16 protein-coding genes are annotated in these 13,702 nt (G+C 54.8%); 12 read left to right on the top strand and 4 right to left on the bottom strand.

Going from position 1 to position 13,702, the window contains the following annotated elements:
* The first annotated feature begins 96 nt into the window (after window positions 1-96).
* The 10 genes from AC3WJN_RS09385 (at window position 97) to AC3WJN_RS09340 (ending at window position 7,147) form a co-directional block, all read left to right on the top strand.
* Window positions 97-306: a hypothetical protein gene (locus AC3WJN_RS09385; RefSeq protein ID WP_035317425.1), complete on the top strand. Its 210-nt coding sequence runs from the start codon at window positions 97-99 to the stop codon at window positions 304-306.
* A gap of 80 nt (window positions 307-386) precedes the next feature.
* Window positions 387-1,460 carry a spore photoproduct lyase gene (splB, locus tag AC3WJN_RS09380; protein WP_005828004.1) on the top strand — a complete coding sequence of 358 codons (1,074 nt, stop codon included), beginning with the start codon at window positions 387-389 and terminating at the stop codon, window positions 1,458-1,460.
* A 160-nt stretch (window positions 1,461-1,620) separates the two neighbouring features.
* The gene (locus tag AC3WJN_RS09375) at window positions 1,621-2,262 is read left to right on the top strand and encodes a deoxynucleoside kinase (protein ID WP_025848528.1); all 642 of its coding nucleotides are present in this window, start codon (window positions 1,621-1,623) and stop codon (window positions 2,260-2,262) included.
* Between the two features lie 44 nt (window positions 2,263-2,306).
* Window positions 2,307-2,996 (top strand): deoxynucleoside kinase, encoded by a 690-nt coding sequence (locus AC3WJN_RS09370; RefSeq protein WP_005828008.1) that lies wholly within the window; start codon window positions 2,307-2,309, stop codon window positions 2,994-2,996.
* A gap of 268 nt (window positions 2,997-3,264) precedes the next feature.
* Window positions 3,265-4,002 (top strand): class I SAM-dependent methyltransferase, encoded by a 738-nt coding sequence (locus AC3WJN_RS09365; protein WP_290426100.1) that lies wholly within the window; start codon window positions 3,265-3,267, stop codon window positions 4,000-4,002.
* Window positions 4,003-4,090: 88 nt separating this feature from the next.
* Window positions 4,091-4,375, top strand: a complete 285-nt coding sequence (locus tag AC3WJN_RS09360; RefSeq protein WP_005828012.1) for a 4a-hydroxytetrahydrobiopterin dehydratase — start codon at window positions 4,091-4,093, stop codon at window positions 4,373-4,375.
* A 105-nt stretch (window positions 4,376-4,480) separates the two neighbouring features.
* Window positions 4,481-4,804 carry a hypothetical protein gene (locus tag AC3WJN_RS09355; RefSeq protein WP_007785058.1) on the top strand — a complete coding sequence of 108 codons (324 nt, stop codon included), beginning with the start codon at window positions 4,481-4,483 and terminating at the stop codon, window positions 4,802-4,804.
* The gene (locus AC3WJN_RS09350; RefSeq protein ID WP_197187735.1) at window positions 4,801-5,574 is read left to right on the top strand and encodes a DUF3109 family protein; all 774 of its coding nucleotides are present in this window, start codon (window positions 4,801-4,803) and stop codon (window positions 5,572-5,574) included. The genes AC3WJN_RS09355 and AC3WJN_RS09350 overlap by 4 nt, the downstream gene beginning before the upstream one ends.
* 67 nt (window positions 5,575-5,641) lie before the next feature.
* Entirely contained in the window at window positions 5,642-6,151 is a 510-nt protein-coding gene (locus AC3WJN_RS09345) for an acyl-CoA thioesterase (RefSeq protein ID WP_025848534.1), read from the top strand.
* 75 nt (window positions 6,152-6,226) lie between these two features.
* Window positions 6,227-7,147 (top strand): aldo/keto reductase, encoded by a 921-nt coding sequence (locus AC3WJN_RS09340; RefSeq protein ID WP_290426099.1) that lies wholly within the window; start codon window positions 6,227-6,229, stop codon window positions 7,145-7,147.
* A gap of 106 nt (window positions 7,148-7,253) precedes the next feature.
* On the opposite strand, the gene AC3WJN_RS09335 is transcribed toward AC3WJN_RS09340, so the two are convergent.
* The 4 genes from AC3WJN_RS09335 to uvsE all read right to left on the bottom strand — a co-directional run bounded on the left by AC3WJN_RS09335 (window position 7,254) and on the right by uvsE (window position 11,455).
* A complete protein-coding gene (locus AC3WJN_RS09335; protein ID WP_005828022.1) occupies window positions 7,254-7,682 on the bottom strand; it encodes a thiol-disulfide oxidoreductase DCC family protein in 429 nt (142 codons plus the stop codon).
* A gap of 102 nt (window positions 7,683-7,784) precedes the next feature.
* Window positions 7,785-9,293: a histidine ammonia-lyase gene (hutH, locus tag AC3WJN_RS09330; protein ID WP_007785063.1), complete on the bottom strand. Its 1,509-nt coding sequence runs from the start codon at window positions 9,291-9,293 to the stop codon at window positions 7,785-7,787.
* Between the two features lie 324 nt (window positions 9,294-9,617).
* Window positions 9,618-10,175, bottom strand: a complete 558-nt coding sequence (locus AC3WJN_RS09325; protein ID WP_492329250.1) for a hypothetical protein — start codon at window positions 10,173-10,175, stop codon at window positions 9,618-9,620.
* Window positions 10,176-10,522: 347 nt separating this feature from the next.
* Window positions 10,523-11,455: a UV DNA damage repair endonuclease UvsE gene (uvsE, locus tag AC3WJN_RS09320; protein ID WP_238503133.1), complete on the bottom strand. Its 933-nt coding sequence runs from the start codon at window positions 11,453-11,455 to the stop codon at window positions 10,523-10,525.
* A gap of 312 nt (window positions 11,456-11,767) precedes the next feature.
* Between uvsE and AC3WJN_RS09315 the strand changes: the two genes are divergently transcribed.
* Together AC3WJN_RS09315 and AC3WJN_RS09310 are read left to right on the top strand one after the other, a co-directional pair.
* Window positions 11,768-12,250 (top strand): hypothetical protein, encoded by a 483-nt coding sequence (locus AC3WJN_RS09315; RefSeq protein ID WP_025848541.1) that lies wholly within the window; start codon window positions 11,768-11,770, stop codon window positions 12,248-12,250.
* A 271-nt stretch (window positions 12,251-12,521) separates the two neighbouring features.
* The gene (locus AC3WJN_RS09310) at window positions 12,522-13,697 is read left to right on the top strand and encodes an amidohydrolase (protein ID WP_492329249.1); all 1,176 of its coding nucleotides are present in this window, start codon (window positions 12,522-12,524) and stop codon (window positions 13,695-13,697) included.
* Window positions 13,698-13,702: the final 5 nt, after the last annotated feature.

Raw genomic sequence — 13,702 nt, 5'->3', positions numbered from 1 at the left:
AGTTTTGGGAAAATCGGCAATCGCTGCGTCTTTTTTGAACCAACTGCCTGCTTGTTGCTTACAGTAAAGGAAGAAGCAATGAGGGTGGGGGAAGGCATGTGGACCAAATGGGTAACGATTCATGAATCGTACGGGCTTCCTAGAGTGGCGAGCGAGTGCCGGCGATATTTGGAGATAAAAGGAATCCGGGTCAGGCTGTTGTCCAGAGAAACGAAAAAAGGCGGGTATGTGTACACGCTGCAGGTGCCGTCCAGCCAGGCGGCGGAAGCGCGACAGTGGCTGCGCGAGTTCAAAAGCACGCTGTAGAGCGTGAGCAGCCAGTGATCTCCTCGAAAGCTTGTCCGACTGTGCAGGCCATACTACACACTGGGAGGGATCTTGCGCTTATGGTGACGACACTGCTGGAAGCACCCGCGAAAACAGGGCAGAAAAAAGCTGGCCTGTTTGTGCCCGACTACGTTTTCGTCGAGCCAAACGCACTGAACTATCCGCTCGGCCAGGAGCTGTACCAGCGTTTGCAAGCGGAAGGCATCCCGCTGCAAATGACAACCAGCCACAATCAGGTGCGCGGCATTCCCGGCGAGACAGAGGTGGAAAAGTACCGCAATGCCAAGCGAACATTGGTCATTGGGGTGCGCAAAACGTTGAAGTTCGAAACCTCCAAGCCGTCTGCCGAATACGCGATTCCGCTGGCTACAGGCTGCGCGGCGCATTGCCACTACTGCTATTTGAATACGAACATCGGGTCCAAGCCGTACGTTCGCGTCTACGTCAATACCGATGAAATTTTGGCCCAGGCGAAAACATACATCGAGGAACGGCCGGGAGAGATTACCCGATTCGAGGCAGCCTGTACGTCCGATCCGGTCAGCATCGAGCATTTGACAGGAAACCTGAAGCGAGCGATCGAATTTATGGGGGAACAGGAGTATGGCCGTCTGCGGTTCGTTACCAAGTTTCACCACGTCGATTCGTTGCTCGATGCGAAACATAACAAGCATACCCGTTTTCGCTTCAGCATGAATGCCGATTACGTCATCAAAAACTTCGAGCCGGGCACTTCCAGCTTTGCGCAAAGAATTGAAGCGGCGGGCAAAGTGGCAAAAGCAGGCTATCCGCTCGGCTTCATTTTGGCCCCCTTATACTGGTTTGACGGATGGGAGGAAGGCTACACCGACTTGCTGGAACGGCTGCGAAACCAGCTCGTCCCGGAAGCGCTGGCCGACCTGACTTTTGAGCTGATCCAGCACCGCTTCACCAAAATTGCCAAAAACTTGATTTTGCAGCGCTATCCGAAAACCAAGCTGGCGATGAACGAGGAGGAGCGCAAATACAAATGGGGCAAGTACGGCAAAGGCAAGTACGTCTACCCGGACGTGCAGGCCAAAGCCTTGCAGGCGCATTTGGAGAGGGAGATTGCGAGACTGTTTCCCAAGGCCAAAATCGAGTATTTTACGTAGCGCAAAAGCGTTTGTTCGACCGACTGCTCTGATCGTCAGGAGCAGTTTTTTTTATTGGAAAAAAGCGGCATGCGACAGAAAAGGAATGGTTTCGACAAATGGAAGTACGCGTGCTAAAATATGGAGTGCTCTCATTTTGGCGAAAGGAACAGAGGCGTATATGAAGTCCATATTAATAACTGTCGAGGGACCGATCGGTATTGGGAAAACCTCGTTGGCGCGGGAACTGCACCGCACTTGCGAATTGCAATTATTGGAAGAAATTGTTTATGAAAATCCGTTTCTAGGAAAGTTTTACGAGAACATCGCGGAGTGGAGCTTTCAGCTAGAGATGTTTTTCCTGTGCAACCGCTACAAGCAGTTGCAGGATATTCACGCCCACTATCTCAACCAGGGCATTTCTGTCGTATCCGATTACAATATTTTTAAAAATACGATTTTTGCCAAACGAACGCTGTCCGACAACAATCTCCCGAAGTATCTCAAAATTTATGATATCCTGACAGAAGATTTGCCGCAGGCTCATCTGGTCATTTACTTGACGGCGTCCATCGACACGGTCATGAAGCGGATCGCCATGCGCGATCGCGAGGTGGAGCGGACGATGGATGTGGGCTATATGGAAAATCTGATCGCCGATTACAACGAATTTATGGACGAGTTTGAAAAGCACCACCCGGATACGCCTGTCATCAAATTCAACTGTGACGAGCTGGATTTCGTCCATCGGCCAGAGGATCGGCAGTATATGCTCGATCTCATCCTGCCGCGCATTCAGGAGCTGCGGGGGCAACAGGCATAACGATGCCGTGTGATTGGCAAGTATTTCAATAAGGAGTTGCGTACATGTCTAGGTTTCAAAACAGCCATCTTCGTGAAAAATACGGCATTCCGAGCAATGCGGTCATCACCATCGGCGGAACGGTAGGCGTCGGCAAATCGACGTTCACACACGCCCTGGCCGATCAGCTCGGTTTTCGCGTGTCCGTGGAAAAAGTGGACAACAACCCTTACCTTGGCCGTTATTACAACGATTTGTCCCGCTGGGGCTTTCACCTGCAAATCTTTTTCCTGGCCGAGCGCTTCAAGGAGCAGAAGCGGATGTTCGACTACGGCGGCGGCTTCGTCCAGGATCGCTCGATTTACGAGGATACCGGCATTTTCGCCCGCATGCTGTACGAGCAGGGCAACATGACGGAAGAAGACTACCGCACGTACACAGAGCTGTTCGAAGCGATGGTCATGACGCCGTACTTCCCGCATCCCGATATTTTGATCTACCTGGAAGGCAGCTTCGATGACATTATCGGGCGCGTCCAGGAGCGGGGACGCCCGATGGAGCAGCAGACCCCGATCGACTACTGGCGCGATTTGTTCAACCGCTATGATAGCTGGATTCACTCGTTTACCTCCTGTCCTGTTCTGCGGGTGAACATCAACGAGTACGACGTCGTGGACGACCCGGCCTCCGTGGAGAGCATCATTGCCCGTGCGGCGGAAAAAATTCGCCTGGGACGAGCTGCGCGCCTGCCGTAGCCAGCCCCAAAACCCCCTGTCCTCCTACTGTATGGCAAGGCTTGCCGCCAGCAGGAAAGACAGGGGGTTTTTGTTTTCGGACTGTGTTTGCCATTCACCGGACGGGATAGTCTTCGAGCCTCAGCGCATCGCTGTCGTCGTTTCTTCGCGAGCGTGCTTTTGGTCAGGCTTCCTGCGGTTTTCCGTGCACTTCGGCGGGGGGAAATCGGCTGCGGATAAACCCCGCTGTGGTATAATGAGAGCATCTTGGAATTAAAGGAGCTAGGGAATGGCAGAAGAATGGTTTGAACGCAGCTTTCGCGAAGATTACGTACTTGTGTATCGGCATCGGGACGATTCGGCGGCCGACAGCGAGATCGCCAATCTGCTCGAGCGATTGCCGATAAAGAGCACGGGGCGCGTACTTGATCTTTGCTGTGGGAGCGGGCGGCATTCGCGTGCGCTGGCTCGCAGAGGATACGAAGTCGTAGGTGTCGACCTGTCCCCCGTGCTGCTGCAGCTTGCGGAAGAGCAGAACACCTATCCACAGCTCAGCTTCGCTCGCTGCGACATGCGCCATATTCCGTATCGGGACGAATTTGACATCGTAGTCAACCTGTTCACCAGCTTTGGCTATTTTTCGTCCGATGAGGAAAACGCGCAGGTCGTCCGCAATATGGCGCAGGCATTGAAGGTGAACGGGGAAGTCGTCATCGACTATTTGAACCCCGCCTACGTGAAGCAGCATCTTGTCCCGCACTCCACCAAAGAGGTCAGCGGGATGCTGATCGAGGAGAAGCGCTGGATCGAGGACAAGGCGGTAAAAAAGCGGATTTTGATTCGAGACGATCCCGCCGCGCAGCCGAGGGAGTACTTGGAGCAGGTTCGGCTTTTCTCCGTGGAACAGATGACGGCCATGCTGGAGCTGGCCGGATTCGGACAAATTCAGGTATTCGGCAATTACCAATTTGAACCGTATATAGCCAGTCAATCGCCGCGCATGATTTTTTACGCGATCAAGCAATAGGTAGCGCGGATAAGCGTGACTAACCTTTCTGTCTGTTGAATATGATGGTGTTACCACCGATTCATCGGACAAAAGGGGGGCGATGTGAGTGAGCAAGCTGTCTTTGGAACAGGTCAAACTGTATTTGAGCAAGGTTCCGGGCTGGAAGCTGGTAGAAGACAGGATGGCGCTGTCTCGCACATATCACTGTAGAGACTTTGCCACGGCTGTGAGCTTTGTAAACCGTGTGGCGGAAATGCTTGAGCATGACAGTCAGCATGTCGAGATTCACCTGTCTGGCGGAACTGTGACGTTTACGCTCGCGACCCGCGAGGCAAAAGGGCTGACGGGCAAAGATTTTGCCCTCGCCCAGACGATCAGCAAAGTAAGCTAGCGTCAGGAAACAGCCGCTTCGGTTTGGGAAGCGGTTTTTCTTTTGGCTTTTCCGCTGCACTTTGCTATGATGGGCAGTAATGATATTTTTTCGGAGGGATTGACAATGGAAATTCAACAGCACGAACAGCTTTTGCGCCTGCTTGCGGACGAGTTTGCCAAGCAAACGCTGTCTGTCACTTTTACGCAATGGGACACGGAAAGCGAAGACGATGAAGAAGTCGCGCAGTTTCAGGGACAACTGACAGAAGTGAAGCTCACCGACAACGAATTTGACGAAAAAGACCTGTTGCTGCTGTTTGTGGCAGCGGACGAGGAAAGCGTGGAAATTTTGATGGAAATTCCCGGAGAAGAAGTGGATCTCGCCACCTATGCAGACGGAAAACTGAACATTTTCGGTACGGAAGCGGAGATCGTCCTGGAAAAATGAACAGGAAGCCATCCTATCGCTACGTCGGAACACCCGATCCGATGAGTGAAAAAGAAGTGTACAGTTGCGAAAAGTACATGAAAAAAAACAGGCATGCGATGATAAAGGCAGGGCGGTACATGGTGGACGTACCCGCTCTGCTCGCTTTGTTTCACCTGGACTGCTGGAATTGCCGGGCGGTTCACCGCGAGACTTGCTGCGAAGGCGGCCAGCCATACGCCGTCGAGGAATGGCAAATCCCGCTGCTGGAAAAACAGGTTCCGGCGATCGCTGCCCGTTTGCAGACAGCAGGTGAGCGGGAAAACTGGGAGCGCTACGGCGTGTGGGACCGGGGACAGTTGCCAGGCACGATTCGTATGCGGCATGGCAACTGTCTGTTTTATCAGGAAAACAACGGCCGCTTCGGCTGTGCGATCCACGCCTACGCGGAAGAGGCAGGGCACGATGTCCTGCCGCTCAAGCCGTTCAGTTGCCAGTTGTACCCGCTGGATTTGATTGATACGGGCCAGGAAATTTTGTTGACTGCCGTGACCAAAGAGACGTCGTCCTTTTCCCGCTGGGGAACGGACTATTTGGAGCAGTTTTACTGCGCGAACCGGGAGCGCAGGAAGCTGGCTGCGCACATCGACGAAAACTGGTTCGCGCTCGATGGCTACCGCCCCGCCTACGAATGGAACGTGCCGATGCTGCGCTATTTTTTGCAGGAGGAGGCGGATACCGTGCTGGAGCGCCTGCGCGAGCGCAGCCATATGACAACTGTCAGTATGTAATTGGAACAGCGGATGCCTTGTGATATGATGGGGGAGCATGAACATGATTGACAAAGGAGCAACAGTGATGAACGTCAAGACTACACAAGAATCCCGCACGATCCAGGCATCCTTGGTTCAACCGTCCGATACGAATTACCACGGGACCATCTTCGGCGGGACGATGATGGCCTATATAGATGAGGTAGCGGCAATCGCTGCCATGCGGCATTCGCGCCGCCCGGTCGTGACTGCTTCCATAGACTCCATCGATTTTTTGGCACCCGTAAAAATGGGGCATTCGATCTGCCTGGAAGCGTTTGTCTCCTCGACAGGGCGCACGTCCATGGAGGTCTTTGTGAAAATCGTCTCGGAAAACCTGCAAACAGGGGAACGAGTCCTGACTGCCACTTCGTTTTTGACTTTTGTCGCGCTCGATGAAGCGGGCAATCCTACCGAGGTTCCGGCCATCGTTCCGGAAACCGAGGAAGAGAAAAGGTTGATGGCTACTGCCGAGGAGCGCAAAAAAATGCGCAAGGAACGGAAAGACAGCCTGCAAGCGTTTGTCAGCCAGTTAAACATCGAAAAAACAATCTGATGTTCGTTTGGTTTCACCCTGAGCGACAGTTCGCTCAGGGCCTTTTCTACATAGAGGCGCGAGGAGGAATCGACAATGAAGTACCGCAGATTAGGGAAAACGGAACTGACTGTTTCGGTCATTGGCGTAGGGACGTGGCAATTTGGCGGAGAGTGGGGGCAAGACTTTTCGCAGCAAGAAGTCGACCAGATTCTGGACAAGGCGCACGAGCTGGGGATCAACCTGATCGACACCGCAGAGTGCTACGGCGATCATCTGTCCGAGAAGCTGATCGGAGGCTATTTGAAAAAGAGCCGCCGCGCCGATTGGATCATCGCGACGAAGTTCGGCCACCATTTCCACGACAAGTTTTCGCGGACGAACGAGTACGGGGCTGCCGCTGTGCTGGAGCAACTGGAAAAATCGCTGCGGGCTTTGCAGACCGACTACATCGACCTGTACCAGTTCCATTCCGGGCCAGACGAAGCGTTTGACAACGACGAGCTGTGGACGTATCTGGACAAGCAGGTGCAGGCAGGGAAGATTCGCCATCTGGGCTTGTCGATTGCCAAAAACGACAACATGCATCAGGTGGGCGGAGCTTCCCGCGTCAACGCGCAGACGATCCAGGTCGTCTACAACCGGCTGGATCGCAAGCCGGAGGAAGCGGTGCTTGCGTCGTGCGCGGAGCAGGATTTGGGCGTGCTCGCACGCGTGCCGCTGGCGAGCGGTTATTTGAGCGGAAAATACAAGCCAGGAGCCGTGTTCGCCGGAAACGATGTGCGCCACCGCCACGATCCGCAGCACGTCGCCCGCCTGCTCGAAGAGGTTGCCAAAATCAAGGAAAGCGAAGTGCCGGAGGGCGTGGACATGGCGCAGTGGGCGCTGGCGTGGTGCCTGAAGCACCCGGCCGTCACGACGGTCATCCCGGGCAGCAAAAGCCCGGCACAGGTGGAGGCAAACGCCAAAGCCGCTGCCTTCGCAAGCGACGATCACCCGCAAGCGCGGGTCAAATAGCGAAAAGAGGAGCCGACAGATCGCGACGGCTCCTCTTTTTTTTGTACATAAGTGCCACAAAGGCGTCGCCAAGGGTTTGGCGCAGCCAAGTTTTCTAACCGATCAGTCAGTCCAGAAAGCGAGCCTTGATCTCGGGAGTAGGCAGCATGCACTGTTCCTGTTTGCCAAACCAGCGGTAACGGTTTTTGGCCACCCAATCGTAGGTGAAATCGCGGACGGGACGGGGGAACAGACGGCCGAGGTAGTAGCACAGCGGCCAGGCCCCGGACAGCTTGCGCGCCACTCGCAAAATCGCGTCTGACTTGGTGTATAAGCGTCCATGGGCAATCAGGACGACAGATGACAGCCCGCTTTCGGCATACGAATAGCGGGACAAAATTTGCTGCGCTTTTTCCGACTGCAAAGAAGCGAAGTGAATGCTGCCGGAAGGATCGCGCTTGAGGATGAATTGAACGGCGCTGTTGCACAAATGGCAAACACCGTCGAACAACAAAAGATAGTCAGGGTGTTGCAGCGGCTCAGATGCTGGCTTCATCAGGCAGCCCTCCATGCTCTACAGCGAATCGAATGGTCGTGCGGTCGTGCCGCCTTCGCTTTCATCATAGCAGAGAAGGGAGGGCTTTCCCAGTGCGGATAACTAGAGAATGACAAGCGCTCCTTTTTGAATCAGTTCCTCTGCTTTCACCAGGTCGGGGTGCATTTCCCGGTCCTCGTGCAGACGGGGAATGACGCGGCGCAGCTCTTCGTAAGCTTTTTTCGTGCCTGCGCCCAGCTCTCCATTCCCGAAGTCGATCGCCTGTGCTGCCGCCAAATATTCGATGGCGAGCACCTTTGTCACGTTGGAAATGACCGTGCGCAGCTTGCGGGCGGCGGTTGTCCCCATGCTGACGTGGTCCTCCTGGTTTGCCGAGGACGGGATGGAATCGACGGACGCAGGATGGCACAGCACTTTGTTTTCCGAGACGATGGAAGCGGCTACATATTGCGTAATCATAAAACCGGAATGAAGACCGCCGTTTTCGGTCAAAAATCCGGGCAGGCCGCTAAGCTGCGGGTTGACGAGTCGCTCTGTGCGGCGCTCGGAGATGTTGGCCAGCTCTGCCATGGCGATCGCCAAAAAATCGGCGGCAAAGGCCATCGGCTGCCCGTGGAAGTTTCCGCCGGAGATGACATCGCCTGTTTCCGTGAACAGGATCGGGTTGTCGGTCACGCTGTTGCACTCCCGGGTGACCGTCGCCCAGACGTATTCCAGCGTATCGCGTGTCGCTCCGTGGACTTGCGGGAGGCAGCGCAGACTGTAAGGGTCCTGGACGCGCAGCTCGCCCTGCTGCGAGGTTCTTTCGCTGCCGGACAGGTGCGCGAGCAGTCGTCTCGCCGATTCCTGCTGTCCGGGATGCGGGCGGACGAGGTGCAGTTGCGGATCAAACGCTTTCGGTATGCCGCGCAACGCTTCAATCGTCATCGACGCGATCAGCTCCGCGCTTTCCAGGACGACGCGCGAATCGTACAAGGCCAGGCAGAGCAGGGCGGTCATCGCCTGCGTGCCGTTAATCAGGGCCAGACCTTCTTTGGCCTGCAGGCGAATCGGGGAGAGCCCGACTGCTTTGAGCGCCGCTTCTCCGCTCATCCGCTGTCCATTGACGATCGCTTCGCCCTTGCCGAGCATGACGAGGACCATGTGCGCGAGCGGAGCCAAATCGCCGCTGGCGCCGAGCGAGCCTTGCTGGGGAATGACCGGATGGACGCCGCGGTTGCACAGCTCGGCCAGGTGCAGCAGCGTTTCTTCCCGGATGCCGGAATAGCCTTTTGCCAACGCATTGATTCGCAACGCCATCATGGCGCGGACGACTTCCACCGGATAAGGCTCTCCCATTCCGCAGGCGTGGCTCATAATCAAGTTTTCCTGCAGCTTGCTGACATCTTCGCCCTGAATCATGACATCGGAAAATTTGCCGAAGCCTGTGGTGATGCCGTAGACGACTTTTTGCTCCTGGAGCATCTCTTCGACCATCGCCCGGGAGCGGCGCACATTTTCCAGCGCCTCGGGGGTCAATTCGATGCGGTGAGCGTCCCTGGCAATCCGGACGACGTCTTCAATGCGCAGGCGATTCCCATTCATATGGATGACGCTTGCTTGCTGATTCATGGATAGTTTCCTCCTTTAACAGAGCAGAGAACGAAAAGAGCGAGGGGTTAGGATACTAGATCCTAACCCCTCGCTCCTGGGTTCTATGTGATTGGATGAAACGCGTAAGCCCGATTGGAGGCCGCATACGTCTTTCCTCACTTTCGCTCTACAACTGTCAGATAATTTTCGTTATTAGTATTATTGTAACGGAAGTGAGCGCGCAGTCAAGATCAAGATTGGCACGGCTCCTTCCCTATAGTGGAAAAAACGGGCTCAATCCATTTTTGGAAACTGGGCGATTGTCGTTTCTTGAGCGGGATAAATGTCATACCATGTACTGTGTTATTTCATCAGAAAGGACGTGTTCATTTCCGTGGAAAAGCGACGCAAGATGCCGCCTGTGCCTCCATCGTCCCCAAGGCGTCCCAAAGAAATGCCAAAGCCGCCTTCCTCGATAATGCCGTTGCCGTCACCGATTGTACCGTCTCCTAACGTACCATCGCCAAACGTACCGTCACCGTCGAAGCCGAAAGCGCCGCAAAGCTCGGAGAATCCGCAGCACAACATCCCGGCACGCCCGATGCCGCAACGGCCGAACGTGCCATCTCCTAACCAGATTATGCCGAATACGCCAAACCCGATGCCGCCAAACCCGATGCCGTCCAATCCGATGCCGCCAAACCGGATGCCAGCCAATCCGATGCCGCCAAACCGGATGCCAGCCAATCCGATGCCGCCAAATCGGAGGCCAGCCAACCCAATGCCGCCAAACCGCAGACCGAATCCGATGCCGCCGAACGTCATGCCGAACCGGCGTCCACCAAATGCTTCGCCAAACATGAGGCCGCCGTCAGCGGAAAACGTCCGGCCAGGCTCGGAAATCGAACTGTATTTGTTCAAGTTCCATTTCCATATGGACCGGATGCAGTATTTCCGTCACAAATGCGAGCAATACCGGGATCACCGCCGGAAATACAGCGAATACCGCAGACATTACAAACACCATCAACGGAGAATGAAGCATTATCACGACCGTTGCCAAGTTTGGCATCATAGGGGCAGCAGCTCTGGCGGACGCAGCAGCTCATCGTCTTACGGACATAGAAGCTCCTCCTCCGGACATGGCTGCGACTGTGGTTGCAGTTGCGATTAACGAGCAAGCAAAAAAAGGACGCCTGTTTTCGCGTAGGCGTCCTTTTGGCTGTTTGGCTGGCGGCAAAAGCGAATTGGTTTTCCTGCCGGGGCGATCAAGGGGCAGCGGCAAACGCCTCGACCTCAACCCCGCGTTTTTTCAGATGTTGCCGCAGAGTCAGCAGCGCATCGTCTTTGTTTTTGCATTCCAGCACAATATCGACATGGTAATCGGCGAGAGCGCTGGCAAAAGCGATAAATTCGTCCGGATCGATATTGTCCGCATGGGAGCGAAAGTCTTTGGCTGATTTCGGCGAGGACATGTGCATTTTCGGGATGCGCTTCCCCCACGTCTGGATGATGCGCGGAAGATACTCTGTCCATTCCTCGCCGTCCGAATGGCAATGGTGGTGATGGATGTCGAACACCATCGGCACACCGATCCGCTCGCACAGCTCCAACACCTCGCGCATGGTGAAGGACGTGTCGTCATTCTCCACGACCAGTCGCCGCTTGACCTGCTCAGGCAGTCGCTCAAAGTTCGCCGCAAATCGTTCCAGGGAAGTGACCTTGTCCTCGAACACACCGCCGGCATGCGTGACCAGCACCGAATTGTCGTCCAATCCAAGCAGATCAAACACTTTGGCGTGATACGAAAAATCCGCTATCGCCGCCTCGACCACGGATGGCTTGTCGCTGTTCAAAATGCTGAAGTGGCCGGGGTGCGCTGTCAGGCGAATGCCGTTGTTGCGGATGAATGTGCCTGTCTTCTGAAAGTCCCAGGAAAATTCTTTGGCCCAGTCCCAGTCTGCCGCGACCGGGTGCGTAGCCAGCGGCACAAATTCCGAGGGGAGGCGATACAAAAAAATGCGGTTTTCCACGTTGTAGGCGAGCAAATCCATCAGGTTGAAAAAATTCGTCTGCAACACTTGCCGCAGCTTTTTCAGGCGCGCCTGCGGCTCCAGTTTATTGATTTGCGCAACGGTCGTCTTTTTGTTCGGATTGTTTTTCAGCTTTACGCTGATGCAGGCATAGCCCAAACGGATCAAGGAAATCACCCCTGGGATCGTCGTCACCACGTAGTATCTCCAAAAACAGTAGCGGCGTGTGATATGAAAACTTCCCAGTTGCGCGCATGAAGGTGAGCGAACAGGCAGGGCGCCTGTGTACACCCTTTTTCGATCGGCATGTTTCCTTTCCGTACGGCCACCCGCCTGCAACGGACAAGCATCAGGTGCGATGGATTGCCGCAGCGACACGGTAAAAGCTTGGGCAACGGGCCGCCGCGACTCATAAGCCAAAGCCCCCGGAGAAAAGCTACTGGTAGAAACGAACGATAAACCGTAAAGGAGCGAAGCGTGATGAGCAAAAGCAAAAGCGTGAGAACGTTACTCGTCATCGGAACCGTTCTGCTTCACCTGACTTCCCCAGCTCTCGCCAGACAAGCGGCGGAACCGGGCCAGATGATGCAGCAAGCGGCGCGGCAACAGGCGGAGAGCGAGCACAATCGCTACGAAGTGGCAGGCATTACCGACCCGGTTGCCTTTGAAGCTTTTTTCCACAAGCTTCAGGAGGCGGTGAAGGCCGGGAACAAAGCACAAGTCGCAAGAATGGTCCAGTATCCGCTGCGCATAAACAAGGACGGGGGCAGCCGCTACGTGCAAAATGAGCAGCAGTTCCTCGCGGAGTACGACGAGATTGTCACACCGAAGGTCAAGGAAGCTTTGCTCGCCCAAAACGTCCGTGAGACGTTCGTCAACGCCCAAGGCGTGATGGTGGGCAACGGTGAACTGTGGCTGGGCCAAAGCGGCGGCAAGTACGTGTGGTTTGCCGTCAATTTGTAGGAAGCGGGGCAGGGCTTTTCTGCGGAAAAGCCCTAAAGGACGCTGTTCAAAAATTTTTATTGCGTTTTATGTATATTTTACGTGGACATTATAGATAGAAAATTCTAAAATAACTAATAAATAGACAGGGATCGAGGTGGATTCGACAAAAAATGTCCTTCTGAAATGGACATTTGTAATTTTGGCTCACACGTGATAGAATTCACGGAAAGCCAATTTGTTTAATGAAACTTAACTGAACGTAAAGCTAGAGAGAAAAGGAGTGGACACAGTGAGTTTGGATACGAAGCGATTGGCGGACGAATTGGCAGAACAGGTCGTTGCCTGGCGCAGACATTTGCACCAGCATCCCGAACTGTCGTTTGAAGAAGAACAGACGTCTCAATATGTGTATGAAAAATTGCGATCTTTCGGAAGTTTGGAATTGTCCCGTCCGACGAAAACGAGCGTGGTTGCTCGCCTGATCGGCTCCCAGCCGGGAAAAGTGCTCGGCATGCGCGCCGACATGGACGCCCTGCCGATTCACGAAGAAAACGATGTGCCTTACGCATCCGGCAAAGCGGGCGTGATGCACGCTTGCGGGCACGACGGGCACACCGCGATGCTGCTTGGGGCGGCGAAAATATTGTCGCAGTACAAAGACCGCATCAAAGGGGAAGTGCGATTTTTCTTCCAGCACGCAGAGGAGCTTCCGCCGGGCGGCGCGGTCGAGATTGTCCGGACAGGAGCGGCGGACGGTCTGGATTCGATTATCGGGATTCACCTCGCTTCTTACATGCCAGTCGGAAAATTCGGAGTTTTATACGGGGCGCTCACCTCTTCCACAGACCGTATTGATGTGAAAATCCAGGGCAAGGGCGGACACTCCTCCCAGCCGGAGTCGGCGATCGATCCGGTCGTCATCGGCGCGCAAGTCATCACCGCTTTGCAGCAAATCGTCTCCCGCAATGTCAGCGCGTTGGACAAGGTCGTCCTCTCCGTGACGATGCTGAACGCAGGCACGGCCTACAACATCATTCCAGATACGCTGACGCTGACAGGCTCGACCCGCTGCTTTAACGCGACAATTCGCGAAAATCTGCCGGTCTGGATTGAGCGGATTGTCAAAGGGATTACCGAAGCACATGGGGCCGGCTACGAGTTCTCGTTCTCTCACGGCTACACCTCCGTCGTCAACGACGAGCAAGTGACCAGGCTGATGGAGGACATCATTCGCGAGCGCTGGGGCGAGGAAGACATTATGTACATCGACCCGCTGATGCCGGGCGAGGATTTCTCCGAATACTTGAAAAAGGCGCCAGGCTGCTTCATCCAGTTGGGAGCGGGCAATCCGGAGAAAGGCTTTGTTTACCCGCACCACCACCCACGCTTTGATTTTGATGAAGACGCATTGGCTCGCGGCGTCGAATTGTTCGTTCGGGCAGCGCAAAAGGTAGTCATCGAATAGCAGAC

Source organism: Brevibacillus sp. FW306-2-1A-C05A (genome assembly GCF_058781555.1).
Note: the sequence above shows the minus strand (reverse complement) of the source record. Positions and strands in the feature narration are given on the sequence as shown.